General features: G+C 46.5%; 18 protein-coding genes. 3 read left to right on the top strand and 15 right to left on the bottom strand.

The annotated features are described in order from the left end of the window. Positions 1-237: 237 nt before the first annotated feature. From DIJ65_RS03820 to fadH, 6 genes are all read right to left on the bottom strand, one after another. Positions 238-1,353: an N-acetyldiaminopimelate deacetylase gene (locus DIJ65_RS03820; protein WP_117301558.1), complete on the bottom strand. Its 1,116-nt coding sequence runs from the start codon at positions 1,351-1,353 to the stop codon at positions 238-240. A gap of 11 nt (positions 1,354-1,364) precedes the next feature. Continuing rightward, positions 1,365-2,078, bottom strand: coding sequence for a 2,3,4,5-tetrahydropyridine-2,6-dicarboxylate N-acetyltransferase (gene dapD / locus DIJ65_RS03815; protein WP_117301559.1), 714 nt, complete (start codon positions 2,076-2,078; stop codon positions 1,365-1,367). A 67-nt stretch (positions 2,079-2,145) separates the two neighbouring features. Beyond that, a complete protein-coding gene (locus DIJ65_RS03810) occupies positions 2,146-3,021 on the bottom strand; it encodes a LysR family transcriptional regulator (protein ID WP_117301561.1) in 876 nt (291 codons plus the stop codon). Next, entirely contained in the window at positions 3,011-4,495 is a 1,485-nt protein-coding gene (locus DIJ65_RS03805; protein ID WP_117301562.1) for an MDR family MFS transporter, read from the bottom strand. Before DIJ65_RS03805 ends, DIJ65_RS03810 begins: the two co-directional genes overlap by 11 nt. A 59-nt stretch (positions 4,496-4,554) precedes the next feature. Then, positions 4,555-5,004: a cyclic-di-AMP-binding protein CbpB gene (gene cbpB, locus DIJ65_RS03800; protein ID WP_117301564.1), complete on the bottom strand. Its 450-nt coding sequence runs from the start codon at positions 5,002-5,004 to the stop codon at positions 4,555-4,557. Between the two features lie 99 nt (positions 5,005-5,103). Then, entirely contained in the window at positions 5,104-5,871 is a 768-nt protein-coding gene (gene fadH / locus DIJ65_RS03795; RefSeq protein ID WP_117301565.1) for a 2,4-dienoyl-CoA reductase, read from the bottom strand. Positions 5,872-6,130: 259 nt separating this feature from the next. Here fadH and DIJ65_RS03790 point away from each other — a divergent pair, with 259 nt between their 5' ends. Next, positions 6,131-6,592, top strand: a complete 462-nt coding sequence (locus tag DIJ65_RS03790) for a YkyB family protein (protein WP_117301591.1) — start codon at positions 6,131-6,133, stop codon at positions 6,590-6,592. Positions 6,593-6,608: 16 nt separating this feature from the next. Here the strand turns inward: DIJ65_RS03790 and DIJ65_RS03785 are convergent, their stop codons facing one another. The 5 genes from DIJ65_RS03785 to DIJ65_RS03765 form a co-directional block, all read right to left on the bottom strand. Then, on the bottom strand, positions 6,609-7,496 hold the full coding sequence (locus tag DIJ65_RS03785; protein ID WP_117301567.1) for an NAD(P)-dependent oxidoreductase: 888 nt from the start codon (positions 7,494-7,496) through the stop codon (positions 6,609-6,611). Positions 7,497-8,110: 614 nt separating this feature from the next. Then, the gene (locus DIJ65_RS03780) at positions 8,111-9,322 is read right to left on the bottom strand and encodes a death domain-containing protein (protein ID WP_117301571.1); all 1,212 of its coding nucleotides are present in this window, start codon (positions 9,320-9,322) and stop codon (positions 8,111-8,113) included. Continuing rightward, entirely contained in the window at positions 9,319-10,473 is a 1,155-nt protein-coding gene (locus DIJ65_RS03775) for a DUF58 domain-containing protein (protein WP_117301572.1), read from the bottom strand. The genes DIJ65_RS03780 and DIJ65_RS03775 overlap by 4 nt, the downstream gene beginning before the upstream one ends. Position 10,474: 1 nt before the next feature. Beyond that, the gene (locus tag DIJ65_RS03770; protein ID WP_117301574.1) at positions 10,475-11,410 is read right to left on the bottom strand and encodes an AAA family ATPase; all 936 of its coding nucleotides are present in this window, start codon (positions 11,408-11,410) and stop codon (positions 10,475-10,477) included. A gap of 92 nt (positions 11,411-11,502) precedes the next feature. Further along, entirely contained in the window at positions 11,503-11,691 is a 189-nt protein-coding gene (locus tag DIJ65_RS03765; protein WP_117301575.1) for a type 2 periplasmic-binding domain-containing protein, read from the bottom strand. Between the two features lie 187 nt (positions 11,692-11,878). On the opposite strand from DIJ65_RS03765, the gene DIJ65_RS03760 reads away from it, so the two are divergent. Then, a complete protein-coding gene (locus DIJ65_RS03760; protein WP_117301577.1) occupies positions 11,879-12,484 on the top strand; it encodes a CPBP family intramembrane glutamic endopeptidase in 606 nt (201 codons plus the stop codon). Between the two features lie 61 nt (positions 12,485-12,545). Continuing rightward, the gene (locus tag DIJ65_RS03755; protein WP_117301578.1) at positions 12,546-13,238 is read left to right on the top strand and encodes a hypothetical protein; all 693 of its coding nucleotides are present in this window, start codon (positions 12,546-12,548) and stop codon (positions 13,236-13,238) included. A gap of 47 nt (positions 13,239-13,285) precedes the next feature. Here the strand turns inward: DIJ65_RS03755 and DIJ65_RS03750 are convergent, their stop codons facing one another. The 4 genes from DIJ65_RS03750 to sigI form a co-directional block, all read right to left on the bottom strand. Continuing rightward, a complete protein-coding gene (locus tag DIJ65_RS03750; RefSeq protein WP_117301580.1) occupies positions 13,286-13,729 on the bottom strand; it encodes a MarR family winged helix-turn-helix transcriptional regulator in 444 nt (147 codons plus the stop codon). A gap of 89 nt (positions 13,730-13,818) precedes the next feature. Then, complete coding sequence (locus tag DIJ65_RS03745) at positions 13,819-15,168, bottom strand: TrkH family potassium uptake protein (protein ID WP_117301582.1); 1,350 nt, start codon at positions 15,166-15,168, stop codon at positions 13,819-13,821. A 203-nt stretch (positions 15,169-15,371) separates the two neighbouring features. After that, a complete protein-coding gene (locus tag DIJ65_RS03740; protein ID WP_117301583.1) occupies positions 15,372-16,511 on the bottom strand; it encodes an anti-sigma-I factor RsgI family protein in 1,140 nt (379 codons plus the stop codon). Then, positions 16,511-17,260 (bottom strand): RNA polymerase sigma-I factor, encoded by a 750-nt coding sequence (gene sigI / locus DIJ65_RS03735; protein ID WP_117301585.1) that lies wholly within the window; start codon positions 17,258-17,260, stop codon positions 16,511-16,513. The genes DIJ65_RS03740 and sigI overlap by 1 nt, the downstream gene beginning before the upstream one ends. Positions 17,261-17,524 lie beyond the last annotated feature (264 nt).

Here is a 17,524-nt window from a genome sequence, read left to right as displayed (position 1 = left end):
TAAGAATCAATATGAATATGCCGCTTCGGCGCTTTGGACAGTGGGCAAAAATTATGCTTCTGCGCAAGCTCGCCGCATAGATTTCGCCGTCCAAGCGACGGCTAATGTCTGCTGAACTGTTTCGCGGAACACCGGCTGCCCTCGATTATTAATTCAAGTTATATAGATTAGTACGCTTGACCCGCAAATTAGTTCCTTTATATCAGAAAAAAGCGGACAGCGCTATGCTGTCCGCTCCTATAATCGGCTGAAAAAATGATGGATGAAGCCGGGCATGAATTCCAGAATCTTTTCATCCGGATTCAATTTTGCATGATGGAGCCCGAATTCCGAAGCGACTCCTGCCCAAAACATCAATCCGGGAATCTGTTCCGTAAAATAGCCGAAATCTTCCCCTGTCATTGCGGCATCCGCGCGGACAGCAGTGATGCCTTCAGCGACACCGGCAAAATCCAGAAACTTCTCCGCCAATTCCCCGTCATTGTCAACTTCGCAATACGAAGCGCCATAATCGATGGAGATGCTGCAATTGGAGCCAATTTCAACAGCTTTGCAGAGGGCTTCGATGCGTTGTTTCATCTTCAGCATCGACTCGTTGTTCAATGTCCGGATCGTACCTTCAAGCCGGGCATTTTCGGCGATGATGTTCTGAACCGTGCCGGCCGTAAATTTACCGATGGTCAGGACTGCCGAATCCATCGGGTTGATATTGCGGCTGACAATCGTCTGCAGCTGCATCAGCAGTGAAGCACCTGCAACTGCCATGTCTTCTGTCAGGTGCGGGAACGCCGCATGGCCACCCCTTCCATGGAGATCGATGAAAAGTTCGGAAGTATTGGCAAACAGTAAACCGGGTTTTGTGGCTACTGTTCCGACAGGCAGTTCCGGAGCAATGTGCATAGCGAAAATTTCATCCGGCCAAAGATCCGGCCTTTCGGTTTTCAGCCATTCCCGGAATGGCAGAGCGCCACCGGGCCCTTCTTCCGCCGGCTGAAAAAGGATCAGGACATCCTGTTGGATCGGATTTCCAATAAGTTGCTCAAGCAAACCGAGGGCATTGGCCATGTGAATGTCGTGGCCGCAAGCATGCATGAAGCCCTTACGGTTCGAGCTGAAAGACAGGCCGGTCGCTTCTTCAATCGGAAGCCCATCAATATCCGTGCGCCACGCAATCAGTTTGGTGGCATTCTGTCCGCGTACTTTTACGGCAATACCTGTTTTCCATTCGGCTATTTCCATTCTTTCCTGCGGCATGGACCGGATCCGCTCCAGGAGATACTGCTGTGTTTTAAATTCCTGGAATCCGATTTCCGGCATAGTGTGCAAGTCTCTTCTTATTTTAATAAGGTCCATTGGGAGCCAACTTACAATTGACGCAGTTCTTGTTTGATTTCCGTTTTCGAACGGGTTTTTTCATCCATCAATTTTAAAACACGCGCTGGCGTTCCACCGACGACCGCATTTTCCGGGACGTCTTCGATGACGATAGCACCAGCGGCTACAACTGCGCCCTGGCCTATTCGCACGCCTTCAAGTACGACCGCATTGGCGCCGATCATTACATTATCTTCCACAATCACCGGAGTGGCTGATGCCGGCTCGATTACGCCTGCCAGTACTGCTCCTGCACCAATATGACAATTCTTGCCAACCGTTGCACGACCACCCATGACAACCCCCATGTCGATCATTGTGCCGTCGCCGATAACGGATCCGATATTGATGACAGCGCCCATCATGATGATGCAATTGTTGCCGATTTCGACGTTTTCACGGATAAATGCTCCCGGTTCGATGCGGCTGTTGATGTTTTTCATATCAAGCAAGGGAATTGCAGAATTGCGTCGATCATTTTCGACAACAAAGTCTTCTATCGCCGAGCTGTGCTGTTCCAGCGCTGCTTCAAGATCCGACCACTCGCCGAATACTGTCGCATGGTTTCCTTCGCCAAATACTTTGGCAGACTCTCCATAATTTAATGCAGCAACTCCCTGTCCTTTTACATAAACTTTTACAGGTGTCGATTTCTTCGCGTTCTGTATGTACGAGATGATTTCATTGGCATCCATTTGTTTCATTGATTAAAACCTCTTTCTATTAGTTAATGGTGTAATTATAACGGATACAGCATGAAAATTCATCACTCTACCGTAATAAAGCGGCATGTTTTTGCACAATTTCTACAAAAGCAGTAACCTGCCGCAATTCGAATGCGGAATCATAACCGATCAGCCATGTATCTCTTGTCAATTCAAGCTCTTCTGCATTGCTCGCCAACGCGACAGTATTGACGTCTTCAGTACCGTTCAAGGTAATGGAGGGCAGTATTGCGTATCCGATGCCGTTAACGGCCATCTGTTTACAGGTTTCGATTTGATCAACTGTAATTTGCCGCTTTGGATTGGAAGCGAAATGCTTCTGCCACCATTGCTGAATTTCTTCATAATAATTGGAATCGCTTTTAAACTGGATGAACGGACGCTCGGTTTTCATCACTTCGTCCAATGATTCGATTTCTTTGTCAACCAGATACAGCGTATCCCGGAAGAGGTGAATCTTTTTCCCTTTCCAGTCCGTATGGCCCCGGACGATGCCGATGTGTGCCTCGCCTTCATACAGTGCTCTCGTTATCTCTGAGCTCCAGCCGGTAATCAGCTGGATTTTTGCCTGAGGATATAATGTAACAAAATCCTTCAGCACTTTTGGCAGCCAATTCTGGCCGATAATTGAGGCACAGGCTATCTTCAGTGTCCCGTGCACTTTGGACGTCAGTGTATGGAGCACTTCAAAGATTTCCTCTTTGCGCTGAAGCATTTCGTTCGAATAGGCGATGACCAGTTCCCCGGCCGGTGTCGGTGTTAACCCTTTTTGGGAACGGATGAATAATTGCTGTCCCCATTCTTTCTCAATCGATTGCAGCCTCTGGGACAAAGCCGGCTGAGACAAAAAGAGGCGTTCCGCAGCTTTTCGCATATTCCCCTCTTCTGCCAAAATTTTGATGATCATTTCTTCATTGGACATTTTTTCTCACTCCTTTATCCCGCGGGAGACCGAAAATCAGCATCAGGCTGATAACGGCAAACACCGCCATCAACGCATAAACGTTCTGCAGCGCCAACGATAAGCCATTTTGGAGATAGTGCAGCGTTTCTGCCGGCATGTCCGCCCGGCTCTCAACCGTCAAAAGCGAATTGATGGAGTCCAGATCATGCCCTTCGCCTTCATCGCTGTTTGCGAAATAGTTGAGCAGGGATGTATTGAGGACTGTACCCAGGAGCGCGACGCCAATGGTGCTGCCGAGATTCCGCATGAACATGTTTGATGCAGTGGCCACTCCGCGCTTTTCGTAGTTAACCGCGCTTTGGATGGAAACGATGAAGGCGGTGCTCGTCAATCCCATTCCAATACCGATTACAAAACTTGAGAAAGCTGCCCACCACGGTCCCGATTCCGGACGCATGATAACGAACATTAATGCTCCGGCAACCAGGAATGCGCCGCCGGCAAGAGACGTACGGAAATATCCGAACCTGACCAACAACCGTCCCGATAAAGTGGCGGCAATCGGCCAACCGATCGACATGGCAGTCAAAGTGAAGCCGGCTATCGCTGCAGGCTGCTCCATGACGCCGGTTACGTATGTCGGCAAGTAACTTGAAACGGAAATCAGAATGATCCCAGTGGCGAGCGAAACCAGGTTGGCGTATAAAATTGTCCGGTTCTTCCATATATCGAAAGGCATAATGGGATCTTTTGCTCTGCGCTCGACGATAACGAATAAGGTGAAAGACAGTGCAGCAACTGCAAGGAGAATACCGGCAGAAGCCGAAAGCCAGTCAAAACCGACCCCTCCTTCAACCAGCAGATACAAAAGACTGACCAAACCGGTCGTCAGCAGCATTGCCCCGGCATAATCGATTGACTGTTTGCCGTTTCTCTTCGGTTCTTTCAGAAACAGCAGCACACCGGCAAGCGCCATTATTCCCAGGGGGATGTTCACCCAGAATACATATTGCCAGCCGACTGTCGCGACCAGTATCCCACCGATTGCGGGACCTGATACCGCCGAAATTCCCCAGACGCTTGAGAGATAGCCCTGAATCTTCGCGCGTTCTTCAGCCGAGTAAATATCTCCCACAATGGTGGTGGCAATCGGCAATACGGCACCGGCACCCATTCCCTGAATGAGACGGAAAATGATCAGCTGATCCATCGAAGACGCCAGTCCGCACATCAATGATCCAAAAAGAAACAGCACTATGCCAAATGTGAAAATTGGTTTGCGGCCGAAAATATCCGACAGCTTCCCATAAATCAGGACAGTCACTGTCGTCATCAATAAATATGCTGAAAAAACCCAGCTGTATTTCGAAAAGCCTCCCAGATCTGCGGCAATGCTCGGCATTGCTGTTGCAACTATCGTCGCCTCTACGGCACCCACAAACATTGCCAGCATTACAGATGCCAGAACCAGCGGACGGTTTGTTGTGTTCATATTCAAATACCCTCTTTTCGAATGACACAAAAAAGGCCTCTTGCTTTGAGGCCTTCCTGTCAGTGACTATTTCTGATTTGATAAATCTGCTTTTTCAATTGCTTCAGCACTACGCGCCTTGTCAGGATTCCCATGAACAAACCGTCTTCATCAACCACACACAGGAAGTTCTGGTCAATGAGCAAGTCCAATGCCTTTTGGAAACGATCGTTACTCTTTATCAATGGAATCTCTGTCTGCATAATATCCTGGACTTTAATTTCCGGTAATTTTTCATATTCAATATGATCCAGGCCCAGTATGGACTCTGTGATGAGCTGGGTGTTGATCAGTCCCTGGAAACGGTATTTCATATCCAGCACGGGAATTGCCGAATACCCCGTTTTCGTCAAAACAAGCAATGCATGCTCTGCACTATTGCCGAGTTGAACGTGTGCAACCTTTTCAGAGGAAATAATAAAATCTTCTATCTGAGTTTCAAGAAAGTCTTTGCTTGGTAATGAAATCATGGGCTCTACTCCTTTTGCATCAGAAACTGATGCTAATCACTCCGATTTCATCATACCACATCGCAAAACATGAAACTATTTAAAAGAGTGATTATTTACTTAAAAAGGAAATTTGTTCAGCCATTGTCCACCGTCCAAAGTGACGATTTCTCCGTTCATATAGGAAGCTTTATCCGACATGATGAAAGCCGCCAACTCTGCTATTTCTTCCGGTTTGCCCAGGCGGCCGAGTGGAATGGACTCCAGCGTACGTTTCGCCGCTCCTTCCGACTCCCATAATTTTTCCGCTCCGCCTGTCCGTTCAATCGGCCCCGGTGCAATGCCGTTTACACGGATTCCAAATTGCGTTCCCCACTCGACAGCGAGTGTGCGGGTCAAGGACATGACGCCGGCTTTCGCTGCAGCCGAATGGGCAACTCCTGCACCTGCATTCCATGCATAAGTGGCAAGCATATTCAGGATATTGCCTTTTGTGCCATTTTCAATCCAGTAATTTCCGACAGCGTGCGAACAGAAAAATGTACCGTTCAATACAATATCGATTACCGACTTCCAGCCGTTCGGGGACAGTTTTTCCGCGTGAACGATAAAGTTCCCTGCTGCATTATTGACAAGGCCATCGATGCGACCGAATTTTTCATGGGCAAATTTTACCATCGCCTTGGCATGTTCAGGTTCCCGAACATCCATTTGGAAAACTTCCACTTGCCCTCTGGAGTTTGCCATCTTTTTAACAGCTTCGTTCAACTTTTCCATATCCCGGCCAGTTATGACGACATTCGCCCCTTCTGACGCAAACTTTTCCGCCATATGAAAACCCATCCCGCTCGAACCGCCGGTCACAATAATTGTTTGATCCTTGAACATTTACAGTTCCTCCTTTTTTCTCTATATGTTGAAATAAGTAAATGCAGAAGGCGATATTCCGCAAAACAGCAACGAAGTATCTTCTATATGCAAATCCTTTATTTCGGCTTATATAATCTTTTTGAGATGAAAAGCAGTGATTTACGCCTATTTCCTCAACTGAATCAATACCCCTGATACTTGTTATACACATTGCAAGAAAATTTTGATATAATGGAGATGTTTTATGAATAAAATAACAAATGAAAGGAATGAGACAATGTCTAACTCCAAAACGGATTCTGAAATTGCACAGGCAATCTTCACGGTCAACAGGCACGCAAAAACCGCTTCAGACAATCATTATTTATATGCCTTGAAAAAAGAGGCATTAAATAAAATGCTTCTCCAGAAACGCGCTCAAAAAATAGGGCTGCACTTCAGTAAAAACCCCCGAAAAAGTCAACAGCAATCTTCTGTGCTTGTAAAATGCGGAAATTATTATTTCCATATGCTGCCGAAAAAAGAAGATTTTGAAAGCCTTGAACATCTTGGTCATCTGGATGAAACGTTCCGGAATCCTGCCAGCCGCATGAACCTGCGGTCTGCAAAAGAGATTTTAAGTGAATTGACCGGATTGCAGCCCCTCAAAAAGGATGAAGCAGTTTCCAATCCTGCAAAATCCTATCAGCCACCGGAAATGAACAGGTTTTATTCACCAAAAAAATCATATTTCGATTGATGCAGAGAGCCGTGGACTAAACAGTCTTCGGCTCTTTGAAATTATTGTCTTCATATTGAACGATCAGGGCCTGGGTTCCTTTGTCTTCGTAACCCTTTTCCGCCAGACTTTCAAACAGGCTGAGCGAAAGATGCAAAGCCGGCAGGTCCAGTCCCATCACTTCGGCTTCATCTGCTGCAATTCTCATGTCTTTAATGAAATGTTTTATATAGAAGCCAGGCTCGAAATTACGGGAAATCATTTTCGGCGCCAGATTCGACAGAGACCAGGATCCCGCAGCCCCGGAAGAAATGGATAAAAGAACGGTTTCCGGATCGAGTCCCGCTTTCAGCGCATAGATCAGCGCTTCGCTGACTCCCATCATGTTTGAAGCAATGATAATCTGGTTGCACATTTTTGTGTGCTGACCGGCTCCTGCTGGTCCCTGATGGACAATATTGCCCCCGAACAGATCCAATAGGGGCTGCATTTGTTTGAAGGTTGCTTCTTCTCCACCCACCATTATGGACAGCAGACCGCTTCGGGCTCCCACATCTCCACCTGAAACCGGTGCATCCAATGAGGATACTCCTCTTTTGAGGGAGGCCTTAAAAATGTCCCGTGCCAGTTCGGGTTTCGAGGTTGTTAGATCGATAAGGACTGCGCCTTCTTTTGCATTTTCAATAATGCCTTCCTCACCAAAGTAAATTTCTTCCACGTCTGAAGGATAGCCGACCATTGTAAAAACCACTTCTGCATCCGCTGCCAACAATTTGGGCGAATCCTTCCATAACGCTCCAGCCTCCAATAAATTCGTGGCTTTCGACGCTGTCCGTGTATAAATGGAAACTTCATGTCCTTCTTCAAGCAAGTGCTTGACCAGGCTGTTGCCCATAACCCCTGTACCGATAAAACCGACCTTCATATGTATCCTCCTTTTTCAAGCTATCTTCAGTTTAGCAAAAATCTTCAGTATATTCACTATATAGTAAAGAAAAGCGACTACGCCCGTTAAGCTCTGAAAGGCATAAGACGATTTGGCGAAGCGGCATCATTTCAGCTGCACAGCCAAAGTGGCTTATGACCCGAAGAGCTGGGCCGTAGGAGTCTAGACAAATAGAAAAGCGACTACGCCCGTTAAGCTCCGACAAGCGCTGGAGGGCTTGTAAGTAATGGCGTCCTTTGCCATTGCTGGCAGCTCTTTTTCATGTGTCGAAGCTAGCGAAGCGATGCAGACACAAGACCGAAGCGACTCGAGGGGCTGGGCCGCTGGAGTCTGGACAATAGAAAAGCGACTGCGAAGAGATGGCCCATTATGGGCCCATCTCTTTGCGACGAAGCAGCGTAGCGATGCAGAGACAGGAGCAGCCTTTATCCTACAGCAGCTGGGCTGATTTATGACCCGAAGAACTGGGCTGCTGGAGACAGGATAAAAAAAACAAAAAAAAAGAAGCCGATCCAGGTTACTGGACCGACCACAAAAGGGGGAAATGAGAATGTTGCTGTGTTCTTTATTAGTATGCCCCGATGTATATAAGTTTAAACCTTTTCCTTGAAAAGATTTCTTTTTATTTGGTCCAGTTCTTCCAGGAATGGCAAAGCTTCATTTTCCGCCAGATGGCCTGTGCTGTACCGCACCTTATCGTAAGTATGGAAAAAGCCTGCAGATATCGCCAGGTCCTGCCGCTGTGCCCACTCCCGCAGGGTCTCGTGCGGCAGGCGCCCTTTTTCTGCAGCGATTGCTTCCACTTCAAATTCCCGGAAAGCTCTGCGGATTTCATGGATATCAATCATATCGTAATTGTGATTCGGTTTGATGTCCTGCTCGACCTCGGTAACTGCTGCAGAGCGGCTGATTTCTGCCACTGGTTCCTCTTTCGGTTGTCCGAGATCCGGCTTGATCTTGCGCATCAGGAGAATTCCTGCAACCACCAGCAACACCACCGCGATGCCGGCAACGATTGTGTAGTCGAATTCCGCCCCACCTGAAGAAGGAAGCATTTCAGGCTGTTCCAGCGCTTCTTCCATATTATCGCGATTGCTCAACATCTCTTCCTCACTGGTCATGCCATTAATCATATTCACCAGCCAGCTGAGGATTCCTGCAAATGGCCATAGGACTACAGCAAGAATACCTCCCAGCAGGGATCCTGCAAGCAGACGGGTTTCTTCTGCAACTGCATAGACCAGAAAAGCTGTTCCTGCGGAAAGGAGGGTTATCCCCCCCGCTGCAGCCAGCGCCTGCCATAACTTTGCGCCATCCCGACGGGCGTTCAGAAATCGATAGGATATGCGCGATACCGTATAGAAGATTATTGCTCCGGCAGCCACAGGCAGCAAAAGTGTACTGGAAGTTCCGAGCGGGTTGAAGATGCTCAGTATTAGGGCAATGGTGAAGCCAAGCAGAAATAGCACCAAAAAACTGCTTTCCCCGCTGTTGCCGTCTTCAATTTCCGAAAATCTCGCATGCAGCCTGTAAAGAGAAATGATGGTGAAAGCGAGAAAAGTGCCGACCGAAGCTCCAGCAACCAATGATAAGGCCATGACCAAAGCAGCCGCCAATAGCACGGGTGTTGGATTATAAGGCTTTCGCCAACTGATGAGCATGGCCACCGAGCCTGTGATAAAGCTCAGCGCCATCCAAAGAACAACCAGTGGAATATCCGTTCCACCGTCTATGAACAGCAGAACGAACGCAATCAAAAAGGCGTCAAGCAAGTAAGCGGAGGCAGATGAGAATCTTGCGGTCATGCAATCCCCCTCCCCACGTCATTGCGCAATATTTTTAATTCCGTTTTTCTGCTCCATTTGGAGATGTAGCTGCGGATGCTTTCAATATTGTCCGTCAACAGATACGTCGTGTAAGGCAATTCCGTATGCAGATCCAGATGCGCAATCATTGAATTAAAAGGCATTGTGGAATTGTTTTTCGAAATGACGGAAAGCAGTTCCAGCGCATTCTGTCTCTGACGGCTTCCTTCCCCCGGCGGCAGATAAAGATATGGCATCTTGCCCGCAGAGCGGACATTAATTGCGATGGCATAGGGGACACTTTCTGAAAAGCAATTTTCAATATACGATGCCAGTTCTTCGATTCGTTCTTCCAGATTTGATATCGCCGCGTAGCGGTCCGCGACATTGAGCACAAACAGCATCGCTTCATTTGCCACATGGTTGAAAACCTTTGTCTGGTAGGTCTGCAGCCTTGCGCTCGCTTTCCAGTGAATCTGATTAAACTGGTCAGTCGATACGTAATCGCGTGTGCCGATCGGCTGGAATGGATCTTCGAACAGTGAATGGCGCAAATTGAATTGACCGGGTTTTTGTTTGGACGGTGCATAACGAAATTGGTACTTGCGCAGTTTCGGGTACACAAGATGCTCCTGCAGCACCATAGCGCCATATTCAAGCAACAGGCTGCCATGGCCAAAAGGGTGAGGAATCGACAGCTCCATCTTTTTGATGCGTGCCAGGCCCCTCCGGTTGCCGGTGATCGGGACTTTCAATACGATGGTCTCTTTACGCCCGACGGTAAAAGGAATATCCATCTCGACAAGTTCCGTGTAATTGCCCGTTTCCTGTCCGGCCGGCAAAACCGAATCAACAAACCAGATTTTAAGGTTGCCTCCCCAAATCGGCAGCCCGTTGTTTTCAAAAGCCAATTCCCAATCAGAATTCCCTCCATTCAAAACCCGTTTTCTGACTTTAGTGTTTTTAAAGATGAGCTTATCCCCCATTTTTGCGAAATAAGCCAATTGAAGCAGCACGATAACAGCGATGAATGCCGTCAATGCTGCTGCCGCAAATTGGAGGAACACCATAGCCATAAAAAAAAGAACGACAAGGAAACTGAGTGCCCATTTTGTGTTTTTTATTCCATAATCATGGCGGATCCAGTCCATTTCAATAGGCCTCGACCGGTGATGCCACGGAAGCGGATATGTCTTCGAGCAATGCTTCCGGTTCGTGGACCAGCATCCCTTCCACAGTCAGCAGGAGGCGGTGGACGGCGACTGGTGCCAGTATATATTTGACGTCATCAGGCGTGACAAAATCACGTCCTTCCAAATAGGCTCTGCCCTGAGCGGCATGAACCAATGCAAGTGCTGCTCTGGAACTGAGTCCCAATTCGATTGACGGATGCTCGCGCGTTGCCCGCACCAGATTGAGGATATACTTCTCGATATCTTCGTGTACACTGACGCGTCCCGCGCCTTCCGACCAGGCAGCAACATCTTCAATTGATGCGATGTTCAGGATTTCTTTTTTGTGCGATACATTGTCTCTGAAATTTCGGATAATCGCCATTTCTTCGTCGTAATCAGGGTAGCCGATTTCCAAACGGAATAGGAACCGGTCCAATTGGGCAGCCGGCAGCGGAAAAGTTCCCTGTTGGGATTCAACCGGGTTTTGAGTGGCAATAACCATGAAAGGCCGTGGCAACTGCAGGGTTTCACCATCGATGGTCGCCTGTTTTTCCTCCATCGATTCCAAAAGGCTCGATTGCGTTCTGGGCGTTGCCCGGTTGATTTCATCCGCCAGTAGTATATTGGCCATCACCGCTCCCGGCCGCAACTCAAATTCCTGATTTTTCGGATTGAAGAAACGGATTCCCGTCACATCGGAAGGCAGAACGTCAGGTGTGAATTGCAGTCTGCGGAACAATCCATTGAACGAACCGGCGAATGCTTTCGCCATCCAGGTTTTTCCTGAACCCGGGACACTTTCGAGCAATACATGTCCCTGCTGGATCAATGCAATCAACATAAAATCGATTTCTTTTTCGCGCCCCACGACCAAATGATTCAAATGTTCTTTTACTTCTCTCAAATTCCCCATTCAACGCACCCCTTTTTATTATCTTCGCCTTTGTTCAAAGCGCCGAAGCGATCTGTAAAGCACCCTCCTTTTGTTCAACTTCTATAGTTTACTTATTTGCTCGGTTCTTCTGTATATTTGTAAATGGTTTTTCCGTGATGGAACGCTTCTCCACGAAAATGCTTGAAATCCTCACGTGCGATCAATACGGTGCGGAATGAAAGAAATTCATCTTTTTCGACCGTAATCGACTCGATTTCTCCTGATTTTAACCGATCTAATAATTCATTGTAATCTGTCATTTACCAAATCTCCTTTAACAATATTTCCAGTCCTTCAAGTCTGCTATAATACATATCGGACAAAGAGTTTGCCGGAGCCCAGACAGGCTCTTCCATTTATTATACAGCAAGCATTGTTTATGGACATTCATTCTTTTACCATAAAACGGCAAAACTTGCCTTTTACATTATAGGAGGATAATTAACAATGCGCTTTTTAAAGAACCACAAACTTGTATTCATGCTCCCGATTGCATATGGCCTCTACCACTTGGCATTCCAGGATATCTCTGTGTTTTGGTATATGTATACCTTCGCGCTGTTAATCCTGATGTCGGCTGCCATCGTTTACAGTGAAATCATGGATGAAATGCGCACACTCAAGTCATTCGCGTATGGAATAGCTGCGGCTGTCGCCATGTATGCTGTGCTGTTTGCGGGATACTACTTACTGCAGGCGCTGGGTGTCGGATCGGCCAGTGCCACTGCTGAATTCCTGTCGATTTTCACTCCCGAATCCGTCTGGCACTTGCTGTTATTGATGTTTATCGTCGTGCCTGGCGAGGAATTGTTCTGGAGAGGATTTGTTCAGCAGCAACTGAAGCAATACATCCCGGTTTCCATTGCCATCCCCCTTGCAGCCGTTTTATTCGGCTTCACATTATGGCTGGCAGGTTTTTGGCCGGGAGTATTCGCAGGTACGGCAGTCGGATTGATTCTTGGTTATCTTTACGAAAAGACAAAAAGCATGCCGTTGCTTATCATCGCGCATTTAGTGCTGATGGTCTTAATATTTATTATTTTCCCTTTTTGAAAATAATAGTGAAACGATTTTCATGTTCAAGCGTCTACTTTACAAAGGGAGTGAATTTATTATGAATAAAAAATTATTTTTGGCAGCATCCGTTTTGGCTGTCAGCGGCTTAGTGGCAGCTTGCGGAACGGACGAAACGTCTGAAGTGACAACTGAAGAAACGCCTACTGAAACCGTAGGAGAACAGAATGACACCTCCACTATAGAAGAAGGCACCGAAGAAGAAGCTGAACAGGATGAAAGTACTGAACAGGATACAGACCCGGCTGGAGCAAGTGAAGACAGTGAAGAACCTGCTGAGCAACCTGCCGAAGACAACCCTGCAGTGAATGAAGGAACTTTGACTGTCAGCGATTCGCAATCATACGAACTTTATCTATTGCCTGCTTACGAACTGACAGCAGAAGAGCCGAATAAAGATGTCGTCTATTCAACGGAAAACGATGCATTGTTCATGCGCATTGAAACTTTCAAACCTGATGAGGCAGATTTTGCGTTTGCTGAAGAATCGATTCAGCAAACAGTCCAGGCCTCCAATGAAAATGCCGAACTGACGGAATTACCGGCATTGGATGGGGCTGAATTCAAAAATTCTTCCGTCTATGAAATTCCTACTGAAAATGGGAAAGTTACAGGAGTTGCATTTGAGAAAGACGGCCTGGTAGTCAAACTCACTATTTTTGATCTTACCGATGCAAGTGTTACAGAAGAATTTCTGAATATGGGCAAAACGATCGTTCCAACCCACAAATAAGAAAAACGGCTTTCCTGATATTTCAGGAAAGCCGTTTTTTCAATTGTTCAATACGACAAGTCTTTAATGGAAAGCCCCAGCTTTTTCATCAATTCGATTGCCTGGTCTTTTTCTTCTGCTGACAGGGAGCTTGTCAGTTCGTGAAGGTTCTTCTCGTGTTCAGGAAAAATACGCGCCATGAATTCCTTGCCTTCTTCCGAAATTTCGGCATAAGTCACACGACGGTCTGACGGGCAGTTGACTCTCGTAATATATCCCCGTTTTTCCAGTTTATCGATTACGTAAGTGATTGATCCGCTGGCCAACAGGATCTTTCCGCCAATTTTTTGAAGCGGCTGTTTGCCTTTATGGTAAAGCAATTCGAGTACTGCAAATTCAGTCGGATTGACGCCGTTCGCCTGGAAAAATTGGTTGGCCTGCTCCGTAATCGCCTTATGGGCGCGTGACATCACGATAAACAATTTTAAGGATCTCCTTATTTCTTCATTCATTTCATCCACTCTTTTCCACTTAGTAACCGCTATAAAATAAATTATAGCCCTTTTCCAAGAAAATGGCATCCTTCGGGCTTATTGGATGATTATCCAATGATGACGCGCTCTTTCGGATAATGGAATTTTGTTGGGTCCATTTTGCCGCCGATGGTAAACAGGAAGGAGATCAAGCCGACCCGGCCTATGAACATGAGAACCATAACTGTCACCTTGCCCACGGAAGACAGATCATCAGTGATGCCCAGCGACATGCCACAGGTTCCAAAGGCACTGGTTATCTCGAAAATGATTTCAATTGCTGATGCTTCCGGTTCTGTGATGAACAGGATCATCGTTGAAACAATGACCATGAATATCGCCAGAATGATTACAGCATAAGAACGGAAAACATCAACCAGTTGGATTTCCCGTTTGAAAATCTGTATTGTGTTTCTGCTTCGGGCAAAGTTAATGAGAAACAGGAACGCTATGGCCAAAGTCGTTGTCCGGATGCCGCCTCCTGCGGAGCTTGGTGACGCTCCAATGAACATCAGAACACTGATGAATACATTTGTAGCCTCATCGAATTGTGTGATATCGAATGTCACAAGACCACCGGATCGTGACGATACCGAATGGAAAGTTGCGGCAAAAAGCGTTTCGTGCCAGGTCATGCCCTTGAAAGCCTTGAAGGATTCGAGAGCCAAAATCCCCAACGTACCGATTGCCAGCAGAATTCCGAAGGTACTGACTGTAATTTTGGTGAAAAGTGAAAACCGGAATGTTTTGTCCTTATTGGATAAAAACTCCTTCAATTCAATCAGCACCGGGAAACCAATTGCGCCCAGGATAATCAGCATCATATTCACTACCTGAACAAAATAATCATTGAAATAAGGCACCAGCGATGCGCCGGTAATATCAAAACCGCCGTTTGTTGTTGCTGTGACAGAGGCAAAAACTCCCTGCAGCAAGGCTTCACTGAACGTATCGTAGTATTGCGTAAAGTGCAAAGTAAGAATGATGGCACCGATCAGTTCAATCAGCAGCAGGATCGAAATGATATTGCGGATCAGTTTGACTACTCCTGACATGCTGAGTTGATTGTGGTCGACCATAATCAACTGGCGCTCGCGGAGGCCTATCCGTTTGCCGATCAACAACCAGAAAAAGGTCCCGATCGACATGATTCCGATGCCTCCAAGCTGCAGGATGAACATAATAAGGATAATTCCAAAAACCGAATAAGTTTCTGAAATATTGATGACCGTCAGCCCTGTTACGCTGACAGCGCTGATAGCAGTGAACAGGGTGTCAATAAGTGGTATATTGACCCCTTCCTGATGAACGCCAGGCAGCCGCAACAACAGGAAAGAGATGCTGATAGCGGCGAAATAATAAGCAGCAATTGCCTGTGCAGGTGTTAAATTACGGAGTTTTTGAAATGATTTATTCATATGTTGGAAATCCTTTCGACTTCGGTTATCTACCTATTCTAAGTAAAGTATTTGAAAAAAGAAAGAGAAATCGGAAATTCTTCTGTTTCCATTCAAAAAACAGCAGAAAAGATGCTTCTGCTGTTTTATCCTATCATTCCCCTTATTTTACCTCATCGATACGTTTCATTGCCACTGTCCCCGGGGTTGTCTGCTGTATCAATTTATTTGGAACCCTTTTTTCCTGCGGAATTTTGGGGCCCCGCAATTCCCGGCTTAGGTTGATCTTTGATGCTTTTTGCTGGAGAAGAATCATCTTTGCCTTCGGCTTTTTCTTTACTTCCACCGGTTTCATCCTTCTTTTTTTGCGGGGCGGGAGCCACTTCTTTCTCCTTTTGAGCCTCAGCTTTTTTCGGCTCAGGCTTATCGGATTCAATGCTGTCTTCATCCTTCTTCTTCTGGCCTTGTACTTCTGTGCGCTTGTCCTGGCCTGACGGTAGAAGTTTCCCATTTTCGGCTTCCGGAGTTTCCTGGCGTTTCTCTTGCCCTGTCGGTACAGTTTTCTCTTTGTTTACTGGTGTTTTCTGTTCTTTTTTCGGCACTTGTTCTTCTGATTGGGACTCATTTTTCTTTGGCTGATCGTCAGTAGCCTTTTTCTCTTTTGCTTTCAACGGTTTTTCTGCCGGCTTTTTAATTGTCTGCTCTTCGGGCTTGTTGTTTTTTATACTTTTCGAATCGCTGATCAATTGCCCGACAGGCACATTCTTTTCGACTGACGTTCTCCATTGTGTTCTGGAAGCTTCTTTCAGTTTGACCGTGACATTTCCAGCCATAACTTTGGCTGAAATTGCCATTACTGAATTCACCACTGCTTCGTCCGCAATTGCATCTTCGTCGTCGGCAACCGTTGTGATTACAATTTCGTCTGTGGTTTCTTCCATCGCTAAACCAATGACTTCATCAAGAATTTCCTCGAGCGGATGATGCTTCCATTCTCCCAGCTCTCCGATCACTTCCCGGCCATCTTCGTTCAACTCTCGCATGGATATCACTTCGTAGGTTTCATCAATTCCCAGTTCAATGCCGGGGTTGACCTGGACCTGGACATAAGCAAACGCTTCCTGCCTCGGCAACAGTACAGAAAGAAACAGCACCGCCACTGCTGCAGCAGCCATAATCGGCGCCCATACCGGATTCATCGCTTTCCGTTTTTTCAACGGCACTTCCTGCTTTGGATAAAAATAGCTTTCTTCACCTACGGCGGTGATCCGGGCAGGTGTTCCATGGACAAATTCCCCATTTGGTCCGATGAAAACAGAATAATCTTCATTCAGTTCGATACACAGCCCTTTTAGCATTCTCATCAGCGCAACCGCTCCTTTAAATATTCCTTCAAATGATGCAAATCGCTCATCATCAACAACGCAACCGCAATTATGTATTTTCTATTGCGTTCAATCGTTTTTCTCGAAACTTCAACCAGCTGTTCTATCTCTTTAACGGGCAGTTTCTTTTTGTTTTGGAGAAATTGACAATATTCTTCTGTTTCGGCTACCAATTGCGCTATCTGCACCGCGGTTGACCGGGCATCTTCATGTGACGGAGAAACTTTTACCAAGTCCTGAAAAGTCATTCCGTAATCCGAGAGAATCCGTTCGTATTCAGCAATTTCTTCTTTGCGGGCGGCAGCGTTCTGCTGCTCAGAATAATATTTAACTGAAGCTGATGCATCAATGCCGCTCCGGTAGCCATCCTCTTCTGCGAGACCATGGAAATCATGGGGAAATTCGTTCCGGCGGCTTTCCTTTCGGATAAAATCAATGATTCTCCGACGGATCACCATATGGGCAAATGTCAGAAAAGAAGCGTTTTGTTCTTCATTAAATCCATTGACCGCTTCATGGAAAGCCGACATCGCAATACTGAATTCCTCATCGTGGTCATCGATGAACCTCTTGCATACCTGCCCTGCCGTCTTCTTCATAAAAGGGGAATAGGACAGAAGCAAGTCCTCCATTGCGTCTGTATCGCCATTCTGGGCTTGTAAGGCCAAATTTTCAGCATTGTTCTTATTGCCGCGGCCAAAATAGCCGGTCAGGACAGAAAGCAACATGCGGTTCACCTCTTTTCATTTTTTCTCAATACTAATGATTGTACCGAGATTCAGAAAAAATGAAAAGCATGAACAATATCTCCTATTATAATGATTCGCTCGTTCTACCCGTTTTATGGGGGTGTAAACTTTTTATAATACGCCGATTGTAAAATTAAGCTAGACAACTGAAAAAGCCATTCGTGGTACACTCTAAATGTATTTTCCGACCAAAGAAAAACATAGGAGTGACCACGAATGACCTACACCCATCTTAACACGGAT

This window comes from Planococcus salinarum, from assembly GCF_007004625.1.
GTDB lineage: Bacteria > Bacillota > Bacilli > Bacillales_A > Planococcaceae > Planococcus > Planococcus salinarum.
Note: the sequence above shows the minus strand (reverse complement) of the source record. Positions and strands in the feature narration are given on the sequence as shown.

Coding starts and splice junctions, on each gene's coding strand:
- DIJ65_RS03770 (WP_117301574.1), bottom strand. CDS start 11,410: ATGGGGAATTTGAGAGAAGTAAAAGAACATTTGAATCATTTGGTCGTG.
- DIJ65_RS03805 (WP_117301562.1), bottom strand. CDS start 4,495: ATGAACACAACAAACCGTCCGCTGGTTCTGGCATCTGTAATGCTGGCA.
- DIJ65_RS03765 (WP_117301575.1), bottom strand. CDS start 11,691: ATGACAGATTACAATGAATTATTAGATCGGTTAAAATCAGGAGAAATC.
- DIJ65_RS03785 (WP_117301567.1), bottom strand. CDS start 7,496: ATGAAGGTCGGTTTTATCGGTACAGGGGTTATGGGCAACAGCCTGGTC.
- DIJ65_RS03775 (WP_117301572.1), bottom strand. CDS start 10,473: ATGGACTGGATCCGCCATGATTATGGAATAAAAAACACAAAATGGGCA.
- sigI (WP_117301585.1), bottom strand. CDS start 17,260: ATGTTGCTTTCTGTCCTGACCGGCTATTTTGGCCGCGGCAATAAGAAC.
- cbpB (WP_117301564.1), bottom strand. CDS start 5,004: ATGATTTCATTACCAAGCAAAGACTTTCTTGAAACTCAGATAGAAGAT.
- DIJ65_RS03820 (WP_117301558.1), bottom strand. CDS start 1,353: ATGGACCTTATTAAAATAAGAAGAGACTTGCACACTATGCCGGAAATC.
- DIJ65_RS03780 (WP_117301571.1), bottom strand. CDS start 9,322: ATGACCGCAAGATTCTCATCTGCCTCCGCTTACTTGCTTGACGCCTTT.
- DIJ65_RS03745 (WP_117301582.1), bottom strand. CDS start 15,168: ATGAATAAATCATTTCAAAAACTCCGTAATTTAACACCTGCACAGGCA.
- DIJ65_RS03790 (WP_117301591.1), top strand. CDS start 6,131: ATGTCTAACTCCAAAACGGATTCTGAAATTGCACAGGCAATCTTCACG.
- DIJ65_RS03740 (WP_117301583.1), bottom strand. CDS start 16,511: ATGAGAATGCTAAAAGGGCTGTGTATCGAACTGAATGAAGATTATTCT.
- fadH (WP_117301565.1), bottom strand. CDS start 5,871: ATGTTCAAGGATCAAACAATTATTGTGACCGGCGGTTCGAGCGGGATG.
- DIJ65_RS03750 (WP_117301580.1), bottom strand. CDS start 13,729: ATGAATGAAGAAATAAGGAGATCCTTAAAATTGTTTATCGTGATGTCA.
- DIJ65_RS03810 (WP_117301561.1), bottom strand. CDS start 3,021: ATGTCCAATGAAGAAATGATCATCAAAATTTTGGCAGAAGAGGGGAAT.
- DIJ65_RS03760 (WP_117301577.1), top strand. CDS start 11,879: ATGCGCTTTTTAAAGAACCACAAACTTGTATTCATGCTCCCGATTGCA.
- dapD (WP_117301559.1), bottom strand. CDS start 2,078: ATGAAACAAATGGATGCCAATGAAATCATCTCGTACATACAGAACGCG.
- DIJ65_RS03755 (WP_117301578.1), top strand. CDS start 12,546: ATGAATAAAAAATTATTTTTGGCAGCATCCGTTTTGGCTGTCAGCGGC.